We start from the raw sequence: 21,121 nt of genomic DNA on the forward strand, positions 1-21,121 counted from the left end.
TATATCCACCTCTTATCAGCGACTGAAGCGACTCAAGGATGGATACAGCGTGGCGGCCGACGGCTCGCCCCTGGTCCGCCGGCTCAGCATGTGCGGCTCACGCGTAGAATTCCGACGGCCCTGTTCGCGAGGGGCGGACCACCGGCTCTGTTCCCGGCGCTTCCAGCGGTCGCCTCGACGCGACGACTTGTCCGTACCCTGGCCGTAAACAAGAGAGGCGGAGCGAGTCAGCCATGCGTGGAAGCAGCATAGCCGTGGTCGGCGGCAGCATAGCGGGGTGTGCCGCGGCCCTGGCGGCGGCACGGGGCGGAGCCGGGAGGATCGTTGTCCTGGAGCGCACCGGCGCCCAACTCCGCGACAGGGGAGTGGGGATCGGCCTGCACAGCGACCGGTACGAGGAACTCAGAGCCGCGGGGTACCTGACCCCCGAGATGCCCTGGGCCCCCCTGACCCGGCGGGTGTGGAGCGTACGCGACGGCGAGGAACCCCGCGGCCGGCCCGTCGGCGAGCAGCCTTTCCCCTTCCGGGCCTACAACTGGGGTTCTCTGTGGCGGGAGTTGCGCAGCCGCGTGCCCGAGGGAGTCGACTACCGGGCCGGCGCGGAGGTCATCGGCGTCGAACCGGACGCCGACGGTGTGACGCTGCGGCTCGCGGACGGATCTCATGAGCACTTCGATGTCGTCATCGGAGCCGACGGATACCGCTCCGTGGTCCGCGAGGCGATGTTCCCCGGCACCGGCGCGGCATACGCCGGCTACATCGGCTGGCGCGGCACGTCGTCGGACCTCGCGGGCCTCCCCTCGGACGGTGACCACGCGTACAACGTGGTCTTCCCCGGCGGCCACTGCATGATCTATCGCATCCCCGACGGCTTCGGCGGCCACCGGCTCAACTGGGTGCTCTACACCCGGCCCCCGCGGACCGACGGTCTCCATCCCGATCTGCGGACCCCGGCCTCCCTGCCACCGGGCCGCCTCAGCTCACAGCTCACCGGGCATCTGCGCGCCCTGGTGGCCGACACCTTCCCGCCGTACTGGGCGGCCAAGGTGCTGGGCACGCCTGCCGACACCACCTTCATCCAGCCCATCCACGACGTGGAGGTACCGCACTACGCCTCGGGGCGGCTGGTCCTCATCGGCGATGCCGCCAGCGTCGCCCGGCCGCACATCGGCGGGGGCAGCGTGAAGGCGCTCCAGGACGCCACCGCTCTGGAGGCCGCCCTGAGCACCCGGGAGAGCTGGGAGGAAGCCCTGGAGGCGTACGACGCCGAGCGTGGCCCCATCGGCTCCGCCATGGTCGCGCTGGCGCGCAGGATGGGCGGTGCGCAGGTCGAGAACACGCCGGACTGGTCCGCCATGGGCCGGTCGGAGTTCGACATGTGGTGGCAGGCCCAGAACGAGGGCTCCGATGGGAACAGCGGCTTCGGCGGTCACCGTATGAGGGAGCGGGGTTAGGGCTCGTCCCGTTCCTGGGCGGTCGGCGCCAGGTCCAGTGCCGCGTGAAGCGCGGCAGGGTCCTGGCGCACCTTCGCGCCGTCCAGTCGCAGGGTCGCCCGTCCCGAGGTGATGACCGTGAGCGTACGGGCGCATCGGGCCGCCTGCTCCGGGCTCGGTGACACCAGCAGTACGGCGATGCCTTCGTCCGCCAGCGTGGTCACCAGGGCCTGGACCTGTCGGACGAGGGCGGGCGCGAGGCCCTCGGTCGGCTCGTCGAGCAGCAGCACGCTCGGCGAGCCCAGCAGCGCGCGGCCCAGTGCCAGCATCTGCTGTTCCCCGCCGGAGAGTTCCGCGCCCCGGTTGTCCCGGCGTTCGCCGAGCCGGGGCAGCAGCTCCAGGACGCGCGCGGGGGTCCATACGCTGGGGCGCGGAGCGTCGCCGCGCCGGGGAGGCCGGTGGGCCAGGCGCAGGTGCTCGGCGACGGTCAGCCCGGCGAACACTCGGCGTCCCTGCGGGACGAGACCGATCCCGGCGCGGGCGATCCGGTGCGCGGGCTGCCCCGTCACGTCCCGTCCCGCCAGCCACACGGAACCGGCACCGGGGCGCAGAAGTCCGGCGACGGTGTGGACGAGGGTGGTTTTGCCCGCGCCGTTGTGGCCGACGACGGCGTGGACCGTGCCGGCGGGGACCGAGAGATCGAGGCTGTGCAGGACGGTGCCGCCGTGGTAGCCGGCCGTCAGACCGGTGATTTCCAGCATCGCTGACCGTCATCCCCTTGTCGTGGTGGTGGGATCGTCGTCCTCGCACCGGCTCGGCCCCGTGCTGCCGGATGCCGGCCGGTCCGCCGTCGCCGTGCCGCGGCAGGCGTCACGGACCTCGGGATGAGCGAGCGCCTGGCGCGTAGGGGCGGTGACGAGGACCCGGCCCGACGCCAGCACGGTGACCGTGGTGGCGAACCGGGCGACGACCTCGACGTGGTGTTCGACCAGGATGACCGCGACGCTCCTCGGCAGGTCGCCGAGGACGCCGAGCAGCCGGCCGATGTCGCCGTCGGTCAGCCCGACCGCCGGTTCGTCCAGGAGCAGCAGACGCGGATGGCCCGCCAGCACGGCGGCCAGATCGAGCAGGCGCCGGTGGCCGTGGGAGAGCGTGGCGGCCGGCCGGTGGGCGGCGTCCGCGAGGCCGGCCGCCTCCAGGTGGTGCTCGGCGGAGCGGATGTGCTGCCGGTAGCGCTTCGGGCTGCGCCAGGCCCCCCGGCGCTCGCGGTGATGGGGCCAGCCGGCCAGTACGACGTTCTCCAGCACTGTCAACCCGGGTATCACCGAAGGCTGCTGGAAGCTGCGGGCGATACCGAGACGGCTGCGCCCGGCCGTGGCCGTACGGGTGATGTCCACGCCGTCCAGGAGGATGCCGCCGTGGTCGGGCCGGCCGGTCCCCGCGATCAGGTCGAGCAGGGTGCTCTTGCCGGCTCCGTTGGGGCCGATGACGGCGTGCCGGGCCCCCGCGGGCAGCCGCAGGCTGACGTCGTCGACCGCGGTGAGATGTCCGAACCTGCGGGTGAGACGGACGAGGTCCAGAACCGGGGGCGTCGAGGCGTCGGCCGGTGTCGTCGTCATGGGCATGCTCTGCCCGGTGGGGCTGGGCCCGCAGACCTGTTCGGCCCGCGCCACCTCGCTGCGGGCAGCACCGGACGGGATTTTCACCAGGCCGGAGGCGGCGTCCGGGCCGGCGACATCGACGCCGTTCTTCCGCATGCACGCGGCGTACGCCACACCGTCGTCGTCGGCGTCCGTGTCCTCGTGCCCGCCGTCGGCCGGCCCGGCGGGGGCGCTCTCCGGGGGAGCTGAACCCTCGGCGCGGACGCCGTCCGTGCGGAGGAGCACCCGGTCACGAGCGCGAGGACGACGGCGCCGGCGAGGAACCAGGCGCTCGGGCGGCGGGAGCGTGCGGTGTGGGCGGGCACGGGGCGGTCCGGACAGGGCATGGGCGGTCCTTGGCGGAGGGGGAGAGAGGAAGGCGGCCTGAGTCAACCACCGCGGGCCTATGGGCAGGGTCTGGCGTCCGCCATATCTCCGCCATACACACCACCGCCGACCGGACGCGGCGGCCGGCCGGGAAAGGCGGAAGAGGTGGGGATCGTTCAGCCGAGGTGAGCAGTCGACCGCCGCCGGGGGCAGGCGTGCCGCTGAATCTTGTCCGGGCAGTGGGGCCGTGACAAGGTCGGCGACGGCACTGTCACGCCCCGGTGCTTCGGCGGTCCTCGGCATGCGGTGGCCCCCTCCGCCACCGCGCGGGTGGTCATCGTTCCCCCACGGCCATGGAATAAGGGCTCTTGTCGCACTCGCTCGCCTCCTGTTCGGCGCCCCGCCGTTCCGTCATCGCTGGCGCCCGCTCCGTGCCGGCCATCGGCCGCCGCCTATGGGATGACGGGTCTGGCCCAGTCACCGCGTACGCGGCGCTGTGCTCCCGGACGCCGGAGGACGCCCGGGAGCCGGTGGGACCGGCGCAGGTGCGGTCCGGCAGGTCTGCGGAGTACGCCCCCCGGCGGGCGCCCGCCGCCTGTCCCGCGCTACGGCGCGCGGGGCAGGGTCACCGTCACGGTCAGTCCCCCCTCCGCACGCGGCATGGCCACGGCGTCGCCCTGGTGGGTGTGTGCGACGGCCCGGACGATCGACAGGCCCAGGCCGCTGCCGCGGGTGGACCCGACCCGGTCGGTCAGCCGCCGGAACGGTTCGAACAGGACGGGAACGCGCAGCCCTTCGGCGATCGCCCCCGCGAGCATCTCCTCGTCCTCCACCACCAGCACTCTCATATCTCCGCCTTCCGCTGTGGTCTCCCCAGCATTCGGAGGGGGTGTTAAGGCAGCGTGAGTCCCCGGGCTCACCGGGGCTTCACACCCTTCCGCGTGTACTGACCGTGTTTCTCGCAGCCCCGCACCAGTCAGGACCACGCATGTCCGCTCATCAGGCCCCCTCCCGGGGGAGGACCCGCCACGCACGGCGAACCCCGAACGGGCACCGGGCGCGCAGAGCCCCTCGGCACCGTGAGAACGCCCGGCCCCACCGCCGACGCGTGATCCTGGCCCTGTACCTCGCGGTGACCCTGTGCGCCGGCCTGGCCGTGGTGTACGGCTCCGACATCCTGCATACGCCGCAGCCGCAGGCCGCCGACGCGGTGGCCCCCCGGGCGATGAAGCAGGCAACGGCCTCGCCCAGCGCCTCGGCCCCGCCCCGCCCCCGCCCCCGTCCCGAGGCGAGCGGCGACGGCGCGCGGTCCAAGAGCCCCGCCCGCGGCTCCGGCCGCGCCCCGTACCTGGAGAAGGGGCCGGGCACCTTCATCTGGGCCACACCGGCGAGCGGTCGGGCCGGGCAGGGCGGAAAGCTCATCCGCTACGGCGTGAAACTGGAGGACGGCACCGGCCTGGAGCCCGCCGCCGTGGCGGCCGAGATCGACCGGGTCCTGCGCGACGACCGGGGCTGGACCCGCCGGGCAGTCGCATCCTTCCAGCACGTCGCCGAACCCCCCTACGACATGGTGGTCCAGATCGCCTCCCCGAAGACCGCCGATGCGTTGTGCGGCGCCTGGGGCCTGGACACCGGCGGCGAACTCAACTGCGCCAACGCCCCGGACCTCATCGTCAACGTCCGCCGCTGGGTCGAACTCAGCGACCAGTACAAGGGCCGCCCGCACGACTACCGGGCGCTGATCATCAACCACGAGGCCGGCCACGTACTGGGCTACGGACACCGCGGCTGCCCTGGGCCCGGAGAACCCGCGCCCGCGATGATGCAGCAGATCAAGGGCCTCAAGGGATGCGTGGCCAACCCGTGGGTCCACGACAAAGCGGGCACGTTCATCGACGGCCCCCGGGTCCCGTGAACCTTCCCGAAACGGCAGCCGCGCACCGAACCCGTCTCCCGGAAAGGAAGGACCAGATGCTCACCGGTATCCGTTCAGCCAGGGCGAAGAGCAGGAGAGAGCTCGTCGCGGCGGCTCTCGCGGCCCTGTTCGTCGCCGTCGTCTACTCGCTCGCCGTCTGGACACGGTTCGGACAGGAGATGGAGAACGCTCTGCTCTGGCCGGACGACCCCGTCCCCACGCTTCCCCTGGGCTCCGCCCCCGTGGCGCTGCCCGAGTCCCGGGCGACCGCCCCCGAGCCGCCGACCGTCGTGATCCTGCCGACCGGTCAGGCCGCGCTCTGGTGCGGCCTCCTGCTGCTGGTCCCGCTGGTGCGCGGAAAGACGCGGCTGGCCCTCTGGGGCCTGGTGACGCTGGCCGGGTCCGCCGCGACGGCGGTGGTTCTCAAGAGCGTGCTGCCCCGCCCCCTGCTCGACCTCTCAGCCGGCCTGTCGGCCGAGAACAGCGCCCCCAGCGGACACGCGACCATGGCCACGTCCCTGGCGCTCGTCGCGTTGGTCGTCTGCCCGGCGGCCTTCAGGTACCTCGCGGCGTCGGCCGGGGTCGCGGTGGCGGTTCTGACGGCGTACTTCGTGCAGACGGCGTCCTGGCACCGCCCGTCCGACATCCTGATGGCCGCCGCGGTCTCCCTTCTCTGGGCCTTCCTCGCGGCGGCGCTCGTCCCCGCCGGAGAGGACATCGCCCCGGAGCGCTGGAACCTGCCGGCGCTGTCCCTCTGCGTCCTCGCGGTGACCGTTGCCGCCCTGTGGTGGGCGTCGGAATCGGTGGTGAGTCCGGGCTACCCGGTGATCGCGAGTGCCGCCGCGCCCTGTGCCGCCGCCGTACTCCTCGCCCACCACCGCTTCGCCGACCGCCCCCGCCGCGCGCACACGGCGTTCTCGGCTCCGTCGCGGCTCATGGCCAAAAACGCTGGCGCGGCGTCGGGCGAGTGCCAGCAGCGGCTGCTTGTGTCCCTCGCCTTCGGCGCGCTTGCGTTCGTGGAACCGCTTCGAGGCGGGGCAGCTGCGGAGGCTGACGACAGCGGAGAGGTAGAAGGCGCGGAGCAGGCCGCGGTGGTAGCGGCGCGGGCGGTGGAGGTTGCCGCTGGCGCGTCCGGAGTCGCGAGGACGGGGGGCACGGCCACCTCCGCCAGCTCGTCGTGTATGAACCCAGCAGACGACCTCGCCGACGTTGTCCTACACAGCGATCGCGTCGCGTCTCCCCATTTAGGTCGAGTCGTCGCGGAGCTCTAGGCGGCCAAGTCTCCTGAGCCGTCCAACGGCGTCAACATGACAGCCATACCCAGAGCCCCTGGGCCCGCCGATCTTACGAATGACCAGCTCAACCCACAAGCAAGAAGGTAGGACCGACATGTCCCCCACCCACACCGGCGATGCCCCCCTCAACGCGGGGCTCGACCACATCGCGTTGCGCGCCTACGACATCGACGCCACGGTCCGCTTCTACACCGACGCCCTGGGTTTCCAGTTCCTCAGCGAGTGGGCCGCGCCGGAAGCCGGTGTGAACCGCTGCGTCTTTCTGGACGCGGGGGATGATCGGATCATCGAGATCTTCGACGCCGCGTCCACTCCGCCCGGGGGCAGCCCTCAGCCGCTGGACGCGGGGGACCGCCCCAGCGACGAGGATCGGGCACGGTCTGCCACGCTGGTCCACTTCGCCCTTCGGACCGAGGATCCGGCCACCCTGTTCCACCGTGCCGTCGAGGCCGGAGCCCGGCCGTTGATGGCCCCTGCCCAGGTCGATGCCAAGGGCGTCGCCCCGATGACGCTGACGGTCGCGTTCGTCCACGGGCCCGACGGCGAGGTCATCGAGTTCATCAGGCGCCCCGCTCTGCGAGGCGCCTGAGCCAAAGGCTGCTGCCGACGCCCACTGCGGCGGCTCCCCATCACGGGGCGGCGCGGGCGGGTTCGGGAACCGTCACCCCCCAGGCGGCCATGGCCTCCAGCACCTCGCGTAGTCCCTCGCCGAGGGGGGTGAGCCGGTACTCGACCCGCGGCGGGATCTCGGCGTAAGCGGTGCGAGTGACGATGCCGGTCTCCTCGAACTGCCGGAGTCTGCTGGTCAGGGTGTGCGGGCTGATCCCGGGCAAGGCGCCACGGAGTTCGGTGAAGCGGAGCGGGCCGTGCAGGAGCTCGCGCACGATGAGGGTGGCCCACGGGCCGCCGAGCAGTGCGAGGAAGCGGGCGACGCCGCATTCGGGCAGTGGTGTCGTAGGCACGTTTCTTTCCACCCAGTCCATTAGTGCAGTTGAAGTAACTGATGCAGCATATGCACTAATGGCTCCATGAACTACGTGATCCATGGTGCCACCGGCGCCCAAGGTGCTCCCGTCGTCTCCGCTCTCGCCGCCGCGGGCAAGCCGGTGGTGGCCCTCACCCGCCGCGCGGGTGCCTCCGTCGCCGGGAAAGGCGTGCGGACGGCCACCGCCGACTACTCATCCACCGAGCGGCTGACCGCCGCCTACCAGAGCGCCGAGGGTGTGTTCATCCATCTGCCCCTCGGTGCGGAGGCGGACCGCGTCCAGTACGCGCACAACGTCGTCGCCGCGATCCGGGAGGCCTCACCCTCGCGCGTAATCTTCTCTACCAGCGGCTCCGGAGGCGGCGCACTTCAGGAACCGGCCGGCAGCGCGGTCTCGACGTTGATCGGTGGGTTGGAGGCGGGTGATGTCTCCTACGCGGTCATCCAGCCCCGGCTGTTCCTGGAGAACCTGCTGCCACAACTGATGGGAGCCGTCCGCGAGGAGGGAGTACTGCGCTACCCGCTGCGCGCCGACTTCCCCGTATCGTGGTCCTCGCACCTTGATGTCGCCGATGTCGCTGTCGCTCTGTTCGACCGTCCCGACGTCACCGGCACGGTCGCCGTCGGACAGCTTCCTGCGATCACCGGCCCGGACCTGGCCGACGCGTTCAGCGCTCACCTCCGGCGCGAGGTGTCCTACGAGGCGATCACTCCCTCGGCCTTCGGCGCCTTGCTCGCACCCCTGTTCGGTGAGGGCCCGGCGGCAGGCGTCGCGGGCCTCTACCAGGCGCTCGGCGCGCTCACGGGCAATGTCATCGCCCCCGAGCGGGCGGCCCAGACGCTGCTCGGGCTGTCCCCCAGGGCCACGGGCCATTGGCTGGCTGACGTCGACCGGTAGAAGGCCGGCGGCGCAGGACCAGGGGAAGGCAGGCGCGCCCGACCGCCGGGAGACTGTTTCCCGTCAGGTGCCTGATCGGGCGAACTCCTCGGCAGGTCGACTCCAGGAGGCGATTGATTTGCCCGAAAGGGAAGCGAAAAAAGAGCGGTCACCACGGGGTCACCGATCCTTTTCTTTTTCTTCGCATATGCCTCGAAATTCTCCATTGAATCGAAGTGAAGCGCCTGTTAGCGTTTTCTTCGTCGACGACCTTCAATTCGAGGGCGCAAAGAGGAGGAGATCGTCATGGCCGTTCTCGCAACGATCGTTGCCGCCGTAATTTCCGGTGGCGCCATCATCGCCGCTCCCATTATTTCGGGACTCTTCGGCTGAAATGAGTGGGCCGTCGCCTTCGAGGCGACGGCCCACTCATCTTGTTTTCTCCGCCGTTGCCCGGCCGATGGATATTCCGTCCGAAACAGGCGGCTCGGCTAACCCTCCGTGTGGTTGTCGCCATGGGCGACGGGACAGCCGCCGGTGAGCTGCCCGAGGAAGTGGTTGGGGTCGTAGAAGTGCTCGACTTCCAGCAGCTTCATGTCGTCGCCGACCGTCGCCACACTCATGCCGAACATCTCGATTAGCGCACCGGTCGGTGCGAAGCCCTTGTACGTACCGTCGAAGACACCCCAGTGCCGCCACTTGACGGTCAGCACCGGCGGTGGGGAGAGCACCTTCAGCACTTCCCAGAAGAAGCCCTTGGAGAAGGACCGCAAGAAGGTGCTGTGAGATGACTCGAAACTCTCCTCGTCGGGTCTGTAGAACACGCTGTCGCCGATGAGGACGTTGTAGCTACCCCGCGTGGCGAGTTCTTGGGCACCCGCCCAGGGGCCGCCGTTCACCCTTGTACGGAATCGGTCCGTGGCCATGGAAACCCAGGTCGCCGGATCCTTCTTGTGTGAGACCTCCATCTCGAAGACCTGGACAAGGGTTTCGGTGATGCCTTCCAGGCTGCCGGCTTCGTGGTGTGCCGTGCGTTGGCCTGGCATTACTGTCGCGGAGAGGTGGTAATCAGGTTTCTTCCCCCCCACGCCAGTGTTCTGTTTCGGCGGCTTCCACGACCGCGTCCCGGCCTTGCAGCCATATCGGTGTGCTCTGCTGATCTGCCGTACCGGTGCGGTTCGGTGTCAACGCCATCTCGCATTCTTCTCGGCCGGTAGGACGGTCACATGTGTGGCGCTCGTCCCGCGTTTCGGCCCTCGCGCATCCTGACGGCTGGCACGGGCCGCGGCAACTGACCGCGGACACGGCGCTGTTGTCGTACTCAGCGGCTCTTGTCCGGCTGACCGGCAGCAGGACCCCCCGAGGGCCGGTCGGCTGCGGCCCCAGATCCCGCTGCTGGGCGGGCTCGCATTACTCAGCCGCGATGACCATTGCCTGTTCCGCCGGAAAACGTGCACAGAGGCGGCCCCGAGAGCTCCGGTTCCCTGCCGGTACTGCGCTGAACAGCGACATACTCTCGGCGCGCCACCCCCTCCACGGCCGTGTCGGCGGCATATGCGTCCCGCATCGGCCGCGATGCCACGGGAATGGCTTGTCCCGACCACCAGCGCATCTGACACTCACCTCACGCTGCGCGTATGGAGAGGAACGAATGCCCAGCGAAGTCGACGGATTCAGCTATGGGGCGGTGACGCCAGCGGCTGCCTATCTCATGGCCTGTCTCGGGTCGGCCCTCGGTTTGCGCTGCCTGGTGCGGACCATGCGCCCCCACCAGAGCCGGAAGCCTGGCTGGCTGGCGATGGGAGCGGCTTCCATCGGATGTGGAATTTGGACGATGCACTTCATCGCCATGACCGGTTTCACCATCGAGGGAGCCCCGATCGCCTACGGCGTGGGGCTTACGGTGCTGAGCTTGGTCGTGGCCGTCGCGGTGGTCGGCGTGGGCGTGTTCGTCGTGGGCTACTACGGGTCCTCCCCCGGTGTCTTGGCCATGGCCGGGGCCACCACCGGTCTCGGCGTGGCCGCGATGCACTACATGGGTATGGCGGCCATGAACTTCGATGGCCACGTGAGGTACAGCGCCACCGGGGTCGCTCTTTCCGTCCTGGTCGCCATCGCCGCCGCCGCGGCGGCGTTGTGGGCGGCCGTCTCCATCCGAGGTTTCGGTTCGTCACTCGCCGCAAGTCTCGTCATGGGCGGCGCCGTCACCGGCATGCATTACACGGGAATGGCCGCCGCCAGCTTCCACTCCTACCATCTGACGGGGTACGGGTTCGACGGCCGCTCACCCTTGTCCCTGCTGCTGCCCATGCTGATCGGCCCTGTCATCTTCCTCACGTTGGCCGCCGTGGTCGTCATGTTCGACCCCGTGCTCGTCACCGACCGCACCGCTGATTCCCGGCGTCGCGCGACAGCGCATCCCGGCTCCGGGGACACATCCCTGCGTCATGACGGGCTGGCGTCCTTTGAAGTGGACCTCTTCTCCGTCGGCTCGGATCCGCACCGGCAGCCGACGTCCGGCGCGCGCAGTCCGTGAGCGCGATCGTCACGCTGCCGACCTCGCCGCAGACCTGCCCGCCGCTCTGGCATCTGATGATTAGGACGTTTCCCCGGTGTCTGTGCGCGGTGAGGTCTCTAGCGTGGAAGGCCTGCCGAGGACCGGCGTTCGCGTCGGCGGCCCATGAAGCGCCCGGGACTCTCAGGCCCCGTGCCGTTCCCGGCGTCATCAGCGGCCCGTAATCCATCCCCCATCGAACCGACTTGGCCGCCCCCGGTGGAGAGCGAGTGCCGGTCGTACCGATCTGACCGACAGAGCGTCTTCATGCCCCCTCTCTCAGCGGATGAGCCCCTCGGTTCCCGAGCCCGGTCGGCCTGCCGGTCCCTCCTCGGGCGCTTCGGGCCCGAGGACCGTGACGTGCTCTGGCTGTACCTGGCGAGTCGCGTTTCGGTGTGGATCCTGGCCTACTGCGCCCGATGGGTGTTCCCCAGGGACCCGGAGACGAAGAATGCTTCCGCGATCCTTCAGCCTTTCCAGCAATGGGACTGGCACCACTACCTCCGCATAGCGCGGGAGGGGTACTTTCCCGACGCGGAAGTCGACGACAACCGAGTGGCGTTCTTCCCGGGTTTTCCGCTGGTGCTGCGCGCCGTGCACGTGGTGGTCCCGGACTGGACGGTCGCGGGATTGGCGATATCGTTCGTCAGCGGTGCGATCGCGGTTGTCGCCCTGGCACACATCGCACGGCGTTACCTCGAGGAGGCCGGGGCCAGTCGGCGTACGGTGGTGCTCCTGCTGGCGTCCCCGTGCGCGGTCTTCCTGGCCGTCGGCTACACCGAGGCTCTCTTCCTGGCGCTGGCGCTGCCCGCGTGGCTCGCTGCACAGCGCCATGCGTGGGCCACGGCGTCCGTCCTGATCGCGCTCGCCAGTGTCGTCCGTATCAGCGGTCTTTTCCTTGCTGCCGCACTGGTCGTCCACCACCTCTGCTCCGGCCGGGCCCGCGACAGCTGGCGTGTACTGCTCTGGATGACCTTGTCGGCGCTTCCTGTGGCTCTGTACTTCTGGCACCTGTACGCGAACACCGGCGACCTGATGGCCTGGCAGCATGCCCAGGAGCGAGGGTGGCATCGCAGTTTCCACCTGCCCTGGGAGGCATGGTCCAACACCTGGGACGCCGCCTTCGACGGCGTATACCCGGCCCCTTATGCCTTCATGTTCCTGGCGGAACTGGTGGGGATGGTCATAGGACTCCTTCTGCTCGCGGTCCTGGTGCGTCGTCGCAGCTGGCCGGAGGCGACCTACATGGCACTCGGTCTGTGGGCCCTGGGTACGTCGTACTGGTACATGTCGGTTCCCCGCGCGTCCCTGGCCTGGTGGCCTCTGTGGATCGGTCTGGCGGCTCTGACCTTGCGCAGGCCGCGCCTTCTCGCGCTCTACGGGTGTTTGGTCTGTCCCCTGTCCGTGGTCTTCGCGCTGGCCTTCTTCACCGGGCACTGGGCGGGGTGACCGTTCCGGCCGTCGGAACGGCCCACGAGGGGGCAGGGTCAAGGCCCCCGCGGGAGCGGAATCATTGACGATTGTGTTTACTTGTAATTTTTTATGTTTGCTTGTGTGAGAGGGATCAGCTGAAGAAGAGGACCTTGGTGAAGAAGACGGTTACGCGTCTGGCCGACGGCCGTGAGCTGATCTACTACCGATGTCGTAGGCAACGGCGTTGCCGTTCATCGCGTCATCGCTGTCGGCCCGGTCGCCCGCATCGGTGATGCTGCCGTTGCCACCGGTCGAGATCCAGTTCATCTGCTTGCTCGAGCCCAGTTGCAGCACCTTGCCTTGCCATCGGAAGCGGCGTGCAACCACATTTGCTTGGCGCGGTAGGGGGTGTCCGGGTCGTCCGTCATCGCGGGATCGACCGGCACACCGGGGAGCTTGCGCCACGTGCCGGTGTCCGGCGACCACACCTCGCCGGCCTTGCCGCCTCGGCCTCCGCTCCAGGACCCGCCCAGGACGAAGGCGTCACCGCTGGAAAGCAGGGTCATGGCCTGGTAGCCGCGGGCGATGTTCATGTCCGTGGTGGCGGACCACCGGTCGGTGGCCGGGTCGTAGATGCTCGCCTTGTCCGCGTTGCTGCCACCCGTGACCAGCACTCGGCCGTCCGCGAGCATCGCGATGCCGGGGCAGAACATGTCGTGCCCGGTGTTGTCGATGCGGCGCTGAGTGACCTTGCCCGTCCTGAGGTCCAGTATCGCGGTCTGGGTGTAGCCGTTGCTGCCGCCGAACCGGTCGACCGCGTACGCGGACCAGGCCAGCAGCTTGTCCCCCGGCAGAACGGCGGTGGCCGCCGGGACCAGCGGGAAGCCGATGGTCCTGCCCCAGGAGCCGTGCACGGCGGGGTCGGCCGGTCCGCTCAGGCGCATCTCGCAGGCGGAGGACCACGGACCGCGCCCGCCTGCCACGGTGGTCACGGTCAGACGTATGTAGCGCGCTTCGGTGGCACGGGTGAAGGTGGCGGTCTTGACCGTGTCGTCGTCCCGCCAGGTTCCCGTGGCGGTTAGCGCGCTGAAGACGGAGCCGTCGAGGCTGGTGGTCACCGAGTAGGCACCGACGCGACCGTTGGCCCGGTCGGGCCGGGGTTCGTAGGCCACGGCGGAGACCGGTGCGGTGCGGTGCATGTCGATGGTGATGCTGTGCGGCAGGGGGGCGGGTGTGCCGCCGCTCCACCTGCTGTGCCAGAAGGTGCGCGGGTCGCCGTCGAGAACGTTGGCGGCCCTGCCGTTCTCGCCGGCGGTCTCCTCACCGCTCGCGGTGGCCGTCCACCCGGCCCGGTCGAGGACCGGAGCCGTCGGTTCCTTGGCATTCGCCGGGACGACGGGATGGTGCGGTGCCGCCATCGCCGTCCGCTGCTCGAAGGGCACAGGCACACCGCCGGAGTCTGGGGCGCCGACCGGATTCGCGACCGAGGAACGGCGTCATCCCGACCAGCAGCGAGCCGAGGCGGAGCCGATGAGCACGTGGGAGCGGCGTAATCGTGGGGCCATGGCGGATAGGCGTTCGGACCGCAAGCTGTCCTCCTGGAGTGAAGTCGGGCGTGATGTCGACGCCAACCTGCGACAACGAACGCGGAGTTGTCGACGTACGAGCTTCGCCCCCGCCCACGGCGCTGTCCAGAGTGACGCAAGACGCACGGAGCGCAAGGAGAGCGGACATCGGCGAAGGCCGTTCTGCCCACCGTCTTCCGTTCCGCCTTCCGGCACAGGCCGTCGGCGCCGCCAGGTGCCCCCGGGGGGCCGGCTCGTCATTCCGCGCGGGAGCTGAGGAAACGCCGAATACTCAATCCCAGCGAGCGGTTGCCCGCACATCCTGCGTGACCCTCCCGCTCCCGGAGCGGGCCGCCGGGTCGGCCTCGCCGCAAGCTCCGCCACGTCGTCGCAGCTTCATCCGTACCGACGCCCGGACCCGGTGACACCCCGGTAGTGAACAACGAGGGGGAGTCATGCCGGGTCCGGAGGCCGGGGGCATCACTGCGGAGCCACAGAAGAGGTGCCCTGGCCCGCTCTCAGGCCTTCTGGGAGGCGGAGCGCCTGCGCACAGCCACAACCGTTGCGGCGCCTGCGACCAAGGCCGCCAGCGCCAGGCCGGTGAGGACGAGTGTGCTGCTCGACGAACCGGTCTCGGCCAGGTTCTCGTCCGTCTTCGGATTGTCCGTACCGATGTCCTGGTCGCCCTTCGGCTCTGCCGTGTCAGCGGGCGCGGAGGAACTGACCGGAACAGCCGGCTTCGGGCCGCCGTCATCGCCTGGCTGCGGAGGCGTGACCTTCTCGGGCAAGGCCGCTGCGAAAGCACTCGCGATCAAGGCATGGCCGTCTGCGTTGGGATGAGGGTCACGCGCTGTGCACTGCCAGGTCAGCTGGCAGATCTTGGCGACGTTCGTGGGTACTTTGCCGGCGGCGGGCAGGTCCACGAGGTTGCCGAAATCGTCCGAGGAGAAAGCCCCGGCCACGTCCGCCACTTCGAAGCCGGCTCCGGCATAGGCCTGAGAGATCACGTTGTTTCCGGCCTTGATCAGGCCGGCCGATTCCTTGGCGGTCTTCTGCCCGGCATCGCCGAGGAGCCATGCCGCCAGGAACGGGTTGTAGTACGTCGCGCCGGCGTATCGGGTGTCTTCCCCACCAGCCTTGCGCAGCGCGCCCATGACCTGGGAGAAGTTTTTCGCTATGGACTGGACCGCACCGTTCAGGCACGCTTTGTCGAGGGCACCGGTCGCTTCCACGCAGCCGTTGATGTCGTTGGCACCGATGTTGACCGTCACATAGCTGATCCGCCCCTTGTGCTCGGCCATGGCCTTCAGCGCCGAATCCAGCTGGGACTTGGCGTTCGGGTAGTCGCACTTCCCGCCACTGATCAGTGAGCCGGTGGTCTCACCGGAACAGCCCAGACGAAGGTGCTGCAGCCCGGGCTCCCGCTGCTTGAGCTTCTTGAAGAGCCGGTCGGTGTAAGCGATGCCCGACTTTTCGGCGACGTCCGGTTGGTAGCCGGTCGCCAGCGAGTCACCGAGCGATACATAGTAGGTCGCCCCCTGGCTGTCCACCGGGGCCGCGGCACCGGCCACTCCCGGCGCGCTCAGTGCTATCGCCGTTGCCGCGACAACCACCCAAGAGCTTCTGCGGCTCGACCGCGAGGTTTCCCGCACCTCCCTATGCTCGCCGCTGGAGGACGGGGAGGATGAAACCGACGTCGATCGATCGCGTCTCGACCGGAAACGTTGCTGAAGAATTCCCATCAGATATGAACCATTCTGTGAAGAAGGAGGTTTGGTGTGCGTCTGCTCGGCGCTCAGGAAAGTAATTCGGCCCGAGATGATTCACGGTCCGGCCGGCTCGAGGAGCGTACGTGCCTCGATTCGTCGGCCACCGGTCATTCCGCCGGCAGCGCGCCGGCGACCGGACGGGGGAGATGCGCCGACCAAGGCGTGTGGGGGGGCATGGCGAGCATGAGCCGACCTGGAGCCGTTCGCCGGCGTGGTACGGGGTGAACGCCCCGCTCTCTGCGGTCCGCGCAGGAGCTATGGTCGCAAACTGTGCGAGCGTTCAGTCCGGCGCGTGAGGAACGCCGAACGGACATGCGGGGGTGCCCGAAAAGATATCTTCAGGCATGTCTGCCGACGACGGGTCAAGAATTATCCAGTTCGTTGTAAAACGGCGTCCCGTAAATAATCTTTAACGTGATATGCGGTCCTCGCACATGTGGGCGAAGGCCCGTTTGACGCGTGCCCGAACTCGCTCGTCGGACGCGGACGGTCGGCCAGTTCAGACAGCCGGCTGAACGCCGATGGCGGCATGGAAGGGGTCATCCATGAATCCGGCCGGTATGACAGCCGACGTTTTCCTCCGCTCCTTTGCTCGCACGGCAGCGCCCAGCCCGGAACCATTCCACCAGCACAACCGCGACAACCCCTACGACGAGCATCGCGGCCAGTGCCCAAGCGCGGAACGCCGCACTCTCCTGGAGCACCTCCATCATGCTGTTGACCGTGCTCATGCGGCCGCCCGCCTGTAGGAGATGGGGCTGGTGATCGTGCCGATTGCCGGCATCACGACCTCCAGTGGGGTAGGCACACGTGCTCCCACGGTGGTCGGCACCCATAGATGGACCGGAACGTCCACAGTCTCTCTGCTCCTCGACCAGGGCGCCGCACGGCGCCGCTTCGCCGTCATGCCCGCAGGAACGCCATCGGACCCTTTTGGCATACGGACTTTCCGGCACTCCGGCCACGTCTCTCAGCCAGCCGGGCGCCTCCTTTCATGCTGGTCACCCCGAGCTCCCGAAGCAGGGTTCTCCGGGGCAGCCAAGTGCGCACCCCGGCCTAACCGCGTGGTTGCCCCTTTGGGCGGACAACAGGATCCGCGCCCGGGGCATCGTGCCGGCCACCGTGCGTCGAAACACTCGGCACAACACCGGCCTTGATGTCTACCGGTGGGCGGTGGAGCGAACCTCCGGCCGGCTGCGCGGCCTCCGCCGACTACGCGTGCGCCGGGACCGCCGGGCCACCACCCACGGAGTCTTCCTCGAACTGTCGAGGTCAAACCGTGAGAACGAATGCGGATTGTCGGCGTACGAGCGTGACTTCCGCCCAGGGCACCGTCCAGCGCCGGAGCAGCCGGGGCCAAACTGCTGCCGCCGTTAGGACAGTCGCGTCTTCGGCCCGCCGAACCGGCCGGTGCTGATCGCGGTAAACTCCGCCGCGGTGGGCGTGGAGATCCTGCTGAACAGGGCGGGTGTGCTCACCTGGGAGCGGGGCCGGTGGAGCGCAAGCTTCCCGTTCGTGCTCTTCCCGGTCGGCTACGTCCCCTTTGACCGCCTGTGTCGCCCTCCACGACATGCCCCGGGTGCGGACGAAGGCTGTCACCGTGGGGGGTGATCCCGGCGCCGACGCCCCGGCGCTCGTGCTCTTCGCATCGCAGGACTTCCTGAACCCCCGCTTAGCCTCTCCTTAAAGCGACCATAAGATTCGTCATCTCCCTGCCCCAGCAGGTTCTTTGCGTCTTTCGGGCGGCTAACTTTCTGCTCTGCCACCCAAAGCTTGGCCGCTCAGAAGGAGATCCAGCCATGACCGCTCGTCGCAAGGCTGCCGGGATCGTCACCCTCGGCTTCGCACCGTTCGCGCTGACCGGGCTGGTCGCCACGCCGGCCGTCGCGCACGGTTCGCTCACCGACCCGGTGAGCCGAGTGTCGGCGTGCTTCGCCGAGGGGCCGGAGAACCCGAAGTCTGCGGCGTGCAAGGCCGCGGTCGCGGCGGGCGGTACGCAGGCGTTGTACGACTGGAACGGGGTGCTCATCTCCAATGCGGCGGGCAAGCACCGTGACCTGATCCCGGACGGCAAGCTGTGCAGCGCGGCCGACGACAAGTTCAAGGGGCTCGACCTGCCGCGCGCCGACTGGCCCGCCACCCCGATATCGGCGGGCAAGCACACCTTCGAGTACCGCGCGACCGCTCCGCACGGGGGTTCCTTCGAGCTGTACATCACCAAGCCCGGCTACGACCCGACGAAGCCGCTGGCCTGGTCGGACCTGGAGGCCAAGCCCTTCGCCAAGGTCACCGATCCGGCGCTGGTGAACGGTTCGTACGTCTTCGAAGGGGCCATCCCCCAGCGCTCCGGCAAGCAGCTGATCTACACGGTGTGGCAGCGCTCGCCCTCCGACTCCCCTGAGGCGTTCTACGCCTGCTCGGACGTGGTCTTCGGCGGCGGGTCGGCGGGCACGGGCGGCACGGGCGGTGGCGACGAGCAGGGGGAGAAGCCCGAAGGCGAGAAGCCGAAGCCCGACGCCGACGGCGAGGCGCCCGCGCCGGTCCACTCTGCCCCCTCCGCCCCTTCCGAGAATGCGATCACCGAGGGCGCCGAGAAGTCCTCCATCGAGCACAAGGGGCACGGCGACGACGACGCGAACACCGTCTCCAAGACCGACCCTGCCGCCCCGGCCGCGAAGCCCGAGGCCGACACGGAGCAGGGCAACGCGCCACAGCCCAACGCGGCCGGTCGGGAGGACGTGCTCGCTGAGACCGGAGGGTCGAGCAGCAGCACGTATCTCGCGGTGGGCGGGGCCGCCGTGCTCGCCGCCGGCGCGGCCGTGCTGTTCGCCTCGCAGCGTCGTCGGGCTGTCAGGCCGACGGCTCGCAACAGCGGCTGACCACAGCACCGAGCGCACCCCGGCCGCACCAGGACTCGTCGTCGCGCCGCAGTCCGGTCGATTGTGAAGCCGTGGGCGGCCGGGGTCGCGCGCACCGGGTCGAGGCCGTTCGCCCGGATCTCGATCGATGCGAGCGCGTGGGCCACCGCACCGCAAGCGGTCACCGTCTGCTCCTGAGGGAGATCCGGACGTCGGTGGGCAGGAGCTGATGCTCCTGGTGCCGCAGAATCGGTTCGAGGAGGACAGCCTGGCCCGTCCGCGAGCGAAACGGACGGCTACCCGTTCCAGCACTGCGAGGGCGACCGGGGAACTGTCGGAAGTCGCCGCGAAGGGTTTGGCGATTTCCCCGCCCGCTTCACCGACCACTCCCATGTCTGAGCGAGCTCGCGGATCGCCTTCGCTCCCACTAGGCTCTCGAATGACCCCATGGCCTCACCCGGGCCGTGGCCGGCACAGTGAGCCCTTTCCAACCTGACGGCGGGGTTGTGGTGTTGGTCGGTGTGGGCTGTACGGAACGACGAAGCTCCTGGTAGACGGGTGCTCGACCAAGATCACCCGTGCCGCCAGGAGCTTCGCGTGCTTGTCTACCCGTCGTCGATCGATCTGTCCAGCAGTGCCCTGCGGCACCTGACCGAGCAGCTCGCAGTTCGGCAACGGGAGATCGGTACGCGGTGGCGACGACTGCCCGTCGGCCGTCAGGCCCTGCTCGCCTTGGCCCACCTGCGGTGCGGCGACACCTACGCCCAGCTTGCCGCCGGCTTCGGAATCGGCATCGCGACCGTCTACCGGTACATCCGCGAGGCCGTCGAAGTCCTGGCCGCTCGCGCACCGACCCTGGCCACGGCGATGGAGGCGGCCCGGACGAAAGCGTTCGTGATCCTGGACGGCACTCTGCTGCCGATCGACCGGATCGCCGCCGACACCCCCTACTACTCGGGAAAACACAAGCGGCACGGCATGAACGTCCAGGTCCTCACCGACCCGTTCGGCCGACTGCTCTGGGCGTCGCCGGCCCTGCCTGGAGCCACTCACGACCTGACTGCGGCCCGAAGCCATGGCATCGTCGACGCGCTCGCCGCCGTGGGCCTGAAGTGCTGGGCGGACAGGGCCTACCAAGGCGCCGGTCGGCACATTCGAGTCCCCTTCCGGGGCCGCCGGCTCAAGCGCTGGAAGCGACGGCACAACAGCAGTCACGCCAAGATCCGCTGCGTCGGCGAGGCCATGGCCGTGCTGAAGGGTTGGCGCCTCCTGCGGAAGCTCCGCCGCAGCACCAACCGGATCACCGACATCGTGAAGGCAGTCCTCGTCCTCCACCACGCTTCAACATGAGGTTGGAAAAGGGTCACTGCTACGTTTTCCGACGAGAAGGGAAGGGTTGACGACATGGGTTACATTTTCATCGGACACGCAGGCCTCCTGGCCAATCCGAATTTCACTCCACCGGAGATGGAAATCGTGGGAATTCCCGAGGGGACAACGGTCCAGTTTTATGCCGATGCCGGCCAAGGTCTGGCATACAACGCGAGCCACCTGGATGGATGGGGAGGTATTCACGCCCCTTGGCCGCCCCTCAACAGCGGCCAGGTCTCCTACAACTTCACCCTCAGAGGTATGAAACAACACGAGTACTACCTGTTGTTCGAACACAACCCTCAGCTGGCGTACCACACTCCTGTCCTGCCTGGCTCGGGAGGCCTGCCGGACGAGCTTCGCATGTGCACCGGCAACCCTGAGACATGCCCGACCGACCCGCGCGAAGTCGCGGCGGGCAAGTTGCACTCGTGTGACGGAATTCTCGGCGTGTACCCGGGTGATCTGCACTGGCTCGGGTGCAATGGCATCGTCGGTGGTGATCGCGCAGTTACCAATGCGGCCCTGACGGGAGTCTCCAGAAGCGTGACGCTCGGCTCCGATCCGGACTGGCTGCCCGGCGAGAGCGATCAGTGGGCCATGGGCGAGGTCAACGGAAACAATGTCAAAGGCGCTCATTCTTCACAACCGCTGCGGTACGTCCTTGGCGGTTATGCGTTGCTCATCGGAAACGGTCACCGGTACGAGTACCTGACCTACGCAGAGTGGCAACCTGACCTCGTCCGTAATGAAATCACCGTCCGGAGAGGGAACTGGCATGACGCTGGCATCCTCGAATTTACGGGCGTTCCACCACAAAAGCAGGAATTCGTCGAGTTCGCTGTCTCGCATTTTTCCCAGAAGAAGGTGCGCTTTCGTCGCTGAAGCCGGACGCCGACTCGCCCGGTCCTGCCACCTCGTTCTGTTCCCAGCCAGTAGGAGAAGCGGCGGCACGCATCACAACTGCGGATACTGGTCAACTCGGAGATCTAAAAAACTCGTTGGACACCGAGGTCGGGTTCAGATTGCCGCTGACATTGCCGGAGTCCCGGGGGTACCGGAGCGACACCCGAGAGGCCGGCAAGGCAGTTGGAGCTGCCGAAGCGGCTCATGTCACCT

At 68.8% G+C, this 21,121-nt stretch carries 18 protein-coding genes and 2 pseudogenes; 10 read left to right on the forward strand and 10 right to left on the reverse strand.

Annotated features, from left to right (window positions below; translation table 11 throughout):
- The first annotated feature begins 233 nt into the window (after positions 1 to 233).
- Positions 234 to 1,454 carry an FAD-dependent monooxygenase gene (locus tag ACIQAK_RS31985; protein ID WP_366392562.1) on the forward strand — a complete coding sequence of 407 codons (1,221 nt, stop codon included), beginning with the start codon at positions 234 to 236 and terminating at the stop codon, positions 1,452 to 1,454.
- On the opposite strand, the gene ACIQAK_RS31990 is transcribed toward ACIQAK_RS31985, so the two are convergent.
- The 3 genes from ACIQAK_RS31990 to ACIQAK_RS32000 all read right to left on the reverse strand — a co-directional run bounded on the left by ACIQAK_RS31990 (position 1,451) and on the right by ACIQAK_RS32000 (position 4,248).
- Positions 1,451 to 2,194 (reverse strand): ABC transporter ATP-binding protein, encoded by a 744-nt coding sequence (locus ACIQAK_RS31990; RefSeq protein WP_366392561.1) that lies wholly within the window; start codon positions 2,192 to 2,194, stop codon positions 1,451 to 1,453. The two genes, ACIQAK_RS31985 and ACIQAK_RS31990, sit on opposite strands and share 4 nt — an antisense overlap.
- 9 nt (positions 2,195 to 2,203) lie before the next feature.
- On the reverse strand, positions 2,204 to 3,052 hold the full coding sequence (locus ACIQAK_RS31995) for an ATP-binding cassette domain-containing protein (RefSeq protein WP_366392571.1): 849 nt from the start codon (positions 3,050 to 3,052) through the stop codon (positions 2,204 to 2,206).
- Positions 3,053 to 4,005: 953 nt separating this feature from the next.
- Positions 4,006 to 4,248, reverse strand: a complete 243-nt coding sequence (locus ACIQAK_RS32000) for an ATP-binding protein (protein ID WP_401372517.1) — start codon at positions 4,246 to 4,248, stop codon at positions 4,006 to 4,008.
- Between the two features lie 260 nt (positions 4,249 to 4,508).
- Here ACIQAK_RS32000 and ACIQAK_RS32005 point away from each other — a divergent pair, with 260 nt between their 5' ends.
- Together ACIQAK_RS32005 and ACIQAK_RS32010 are read left to right on the forward strand one after the other, a co-directional pair.
- On the forward strand, positions 4,509 to 5,315 hold the full coding sequence (locus tag ACIQAK_RS32005; protein ID WP_366392560.1) for a DUF3152 domain-containing protein: 807 nt from the start codon (positions 4,509 to 4,511) through the stop codon (positions 5,313 to 5,315).
- A 179-nt stretch (positions 5,316 to 5,494) separates the two neighbouring features.
- A pseudogene (locus tag ACIQAK_RS32010) lies at positions 5,495 to 6,007 on the forward strand (phosphatase PAP2 family protein); the annotation flags it as partial.
- Positions 6,008 to 6,259: 252 nt separating this feature from the next.
- Here the strand turns inward: ACIQAK_RS32010 and ACIQAK_RS32015 are convergent.
- Positions 6,260 to 6,493, reverse strand: a pseudogene (locus tag ACIQAK_RS32015) (IS110 family transposase); the annotation flags it as partial.
- 211 nt (positions 6,494 to 6,704) lie between these two features.
- Between ACIQAK_RS32015 and ACIQAK_RS32020 the strand changes: the two are divergent.
- Complete coding sequence (locus ACIQAK_RS32020; protein WP_366392559.1) at positions 6,705 to 7,199, forward strand: VOC family protein; 495 nt, start codon at positions 6,705 to 6,707, stop codon at positions 7,197 to 7,199.
- Between the two features lie 40 nt (positions 7,200 to 7,239).
- On the opposite strand, the gene ACIQAK_RS32025 is transcribed toward ACIQAK_RS32020, so the two are convergent.
- Positions 7,240 to 7,572, reverse strand: coding sequence for a winged helix-turn-helix transcriptional regulator (locus ACIQAK_RS32025; protein ID WP_401849586.1), 333 nt, complete (start codon positions 7,570 to 7,572; stop codon positions 7,240 to 7,242).
- Positions 7,573 to 7,638: 66 nt separating this feature from the next.
- Between ACIQAK_RS32025 and ACIQAK_RS32030 the strand changes: the two genes are divergently transcribed.
- Positions 7,639 to 8,493, forward strand: a complete 855-nt coding sequence (locus ACIQAK_RS32030) for an NmrA family NAD(P)-binding protein (RefSeq protein WP_366392557.1) — start codon at positions 7,639 to 7,641, stop codon at positions 8,491 to 8,493.
- A 470-nt stretch (positions 8,494 to 8,963) separates the two neighbouring features.
- On the opposite strand, the gene ACIQAK_RS32035 is transcribed toward ACIQAK_RS32030, so the two are convergent.
- A complete protein-coding gene (locus ACIQAK_RS32035) occupies positions 8,964 to 9,371 on the reverse strand; it encodes a hypothetical protein (RefSeq protein ID WP_401849588.1) in 408 nt (135 codons plus the stop codon).
- 752 nt (positions 9,372 to 10,123) lie between these two features.
- Here ACIQAK_RS32035 and ACIQAK_RS32040 point away from each other — a divergent pair.
- A complete protein-coding gene (locus ACIQAK_RS32040) occupies positions 10,124 to 11,008 on the forward strand; it encodes an MHYT domain-containing protein (protein ID WP_366392555.1) in 885 nt (294 codons plus the stop codon).
- A gap of 378 nt (positions 11,009 to 11,386) precedes the next feature.
- Positions 11,387 to 12,475 carry a mannosyltransferase family protein gene (locus ACIQAK_RS32045; protein ID WP_366392554.1) on the forward strand — a complete coding sequence of 363 codons (1,089 nt, stop codon included), beginning with the start codon at positions 11,387 to 11,389 and terminating at the stop codon, positions 12,473 to 12,475.
- 150 nt (positions 12,476 to 12,625) lie between these two features.
- Here ACIQAK_RS32045 and ACIQAK_RS32050 read toward each other — a convergent pair whose 3' ends face one another.
- The 4 genes from ACIQAK_RS32050 to ACIQAK_RS32065 all read right to left on the reverse strand — a co-directional run bounded on the left by ACIQAK_RS32050 (position 12,626) and on the right by ACIQAK_RS32065 (position 16,504).
- A complete protein-coding gene (locus tag ACIQAK_RS32050; protein WP_366392553.1) occupies positions 12,626 to 12,766 on the reverse strand; it encodes a hypothetical protein in 141 nt (46 codons plus the stop codon).
- Positions 12,763 to 13,887 (reverse strand): discoidin domain-containing protein, encoded by a 1,125-nt coding sequence (locus tag ACIQAK_RS32055; protein ID WP_366392552.1) that lies wholly within the window; start codon positions 13,885 to 13,887, stop codon positions 12,763 to 12,765. The genes ACIQAK_RS32050 and ACIQAK_RS32055 overlap by 4 nt, the downstream gene beginning before the upstream one ends.
- A gap of 635 nt (positions 13,888 to 14,522) precedes the next feature.
- Complete coding sequence (locus ACIQAK_RS32060; protein WP_366392551.1) at positions 14,523 to 15,617, reverse strand: SGNH/GDSL hydrolase family protein; 1,095 nt, start codon at positions 15,615 to 15,617, stop codon at positions 14,523 to 14,525.
- 695 nt (positions 15,618 to 16,312) lie between these two features.
- The gene (locus ACIQAK_RS32065; protein WP_366392550.1) at positions 16,313 to 16,504 is read right to left on the reverse strand and encodes a hypothetical protein; all 192 of its coding nucleotides are present in this window, start codon (positions 16,502 to 16,504) and stop codon (positions 16,313 to 16,315) included.
- A 1,068-nt stretch (positions 16,505 to 17,572) separates the two neighbouring features.
- Here ACIQAK_RS32065 and ACIQAK_RS32070 point away from each other — a divergent pair.
- The 3 genes from ACIQAK_RS32070 to ACIQAK_RS32080 all read left to right on the forward strand — a co-directional run bounded on the left by ACIQAK_RS32070 (position 17,573) and on the right by ACIQAK_RS32080 (position 20,887).
- Positions 17,573 to 18,652 carry a lytic polysaccharide monooxygenase gene (locus ACIQAK_RS32070; protein ID WP_366392549.1) on the forward strand — a complete coding sequence of 360 codons (1,080 nt, stop codon included), beginning with the start codon at positions 17,573 to 17,575 and terminating at the stop codon, positions 18,650 to 18,652.
- A 576-nt stretch (positions 18,653 to 19,228) separates the two neighbouring features.
- Positions 19,229 to 19,981, forward strand: coding sequence for a transposase family protein (locus ACIQAK_RS32075; RefSeq protein WP_366392548.1), 753 nt, complete (start codon positions 19,229 to 19,231; stop codon positions 19,979 to 19,981).
- Between the two features lie 54 nt (positions 19,982 to 20,035).
- Positions 20,036 to 20,887 (forward strand): hypothetical protein, encoded by an 852-nt coding sequence (locus ACIQAK_RS32080; protein WP_366392547.1) that lies wholly within the window; start codon positions 20,036 to 20,038, stop codon positions 20,885 to 20,887.
- Positions 20,888 to 21,121: the final 234 nt, after the last annotated feature.

Source organism: Streptomyces sp. NPDC088706 (assembly GCF_044752765.1).
Lineage (GTDB): Bacteria > Actinomycetota > Actinomycetes > Streptomycetales > Streptomycetaceae > Streptomyces.

What these genes read in the sequence shown, in the direction of transcription:
- ACIQAK_RS32000 (WP_401372517.1), bottom strand. Translation starts at nt 4,248, where the DNA reads ATGAGAGTGCTGGTGGTGGAGGACGAGGAGATGCTCGCGGGGGCGATC.
- ACIQAK_RS32020 (WP_366392559.1), top strand. Translation starts at nt 6,705, where the DNA reads ATGTCCCCCACCCACACCGGCGATGCCCCCCTCAACGCGGGGCTCGAC.
- ACIQAK_RS31985 (WP_366392562.1), top strand. Translation starts at nt 234, where the DNA reads ATGCGTGGAAGCAGCATAGCCGTGGTCGGCGGCAGCATAGCGGGGTGT.
- ACIQAK_RS32070 (WP_366392549.1), top strand. Translation starts at nt 17,573, where the DNA reads ATGACCGCTCGTCGCAAGGCTGCCGGGATCGTCACCCTCGGCTTCGCA.
- ACIQAK_RS32040 (WP_366392555.1), top strand. Translation starts at nt 10,124, where the DNA reads ATGCCCAGCGAAGTCGACGGATTCAGCTATGGGGCGGTGACGCCAGCG.
- ACIQAK_RS31990 (WP_366392561.1), bottom strand. Translation starts at nt 2,194, where the DNA reads ATGCTGGAAATCACCGGTCTGACGGCCGGCTACCACGGCGGCACCGTC.
- ACIQAK_RS32080 (WP_366392547.1), top strand. Translation starts at nt 20,036, where the DNA reads ATGGGTTACATTTTCATCGGACACGCAGGCCTCCTGGCCAATCCGAAT.
- ACIQAK_RS31995 (WP_366392571.1), bottom strand. Translation starts at nt 3,052, where the DNA reads ATGACGACGACACCGGCCGACGCCTCGACGCCCCCGGTTCTGGACCTC.
- ACIQAK_RS32030 (WP_366392557.1), top strand. Translation starts at nt 7,639, where the DNA reads ATGAACTACGTGATCCATGGTGCCACCGGCGCCCAAGGTGCTCCCGTC.
- ACIQAK_RS32050 (WP_366392553.1), bottom strand. Translation starts at nt 12,766, where the DNA reads ATGAACTGGATCTCGACCGGTGGCAACGGCAGCATCACCGATGCGGGC.
- ACIQAK_RS32065 (WP_366392550.1), bottom strand. Translation starts at nt 16,504, where the DNA reads ATGAGCACGGTCAACAGCATGATGGAGGTGCTCCAGGAGAGTGCGGCG.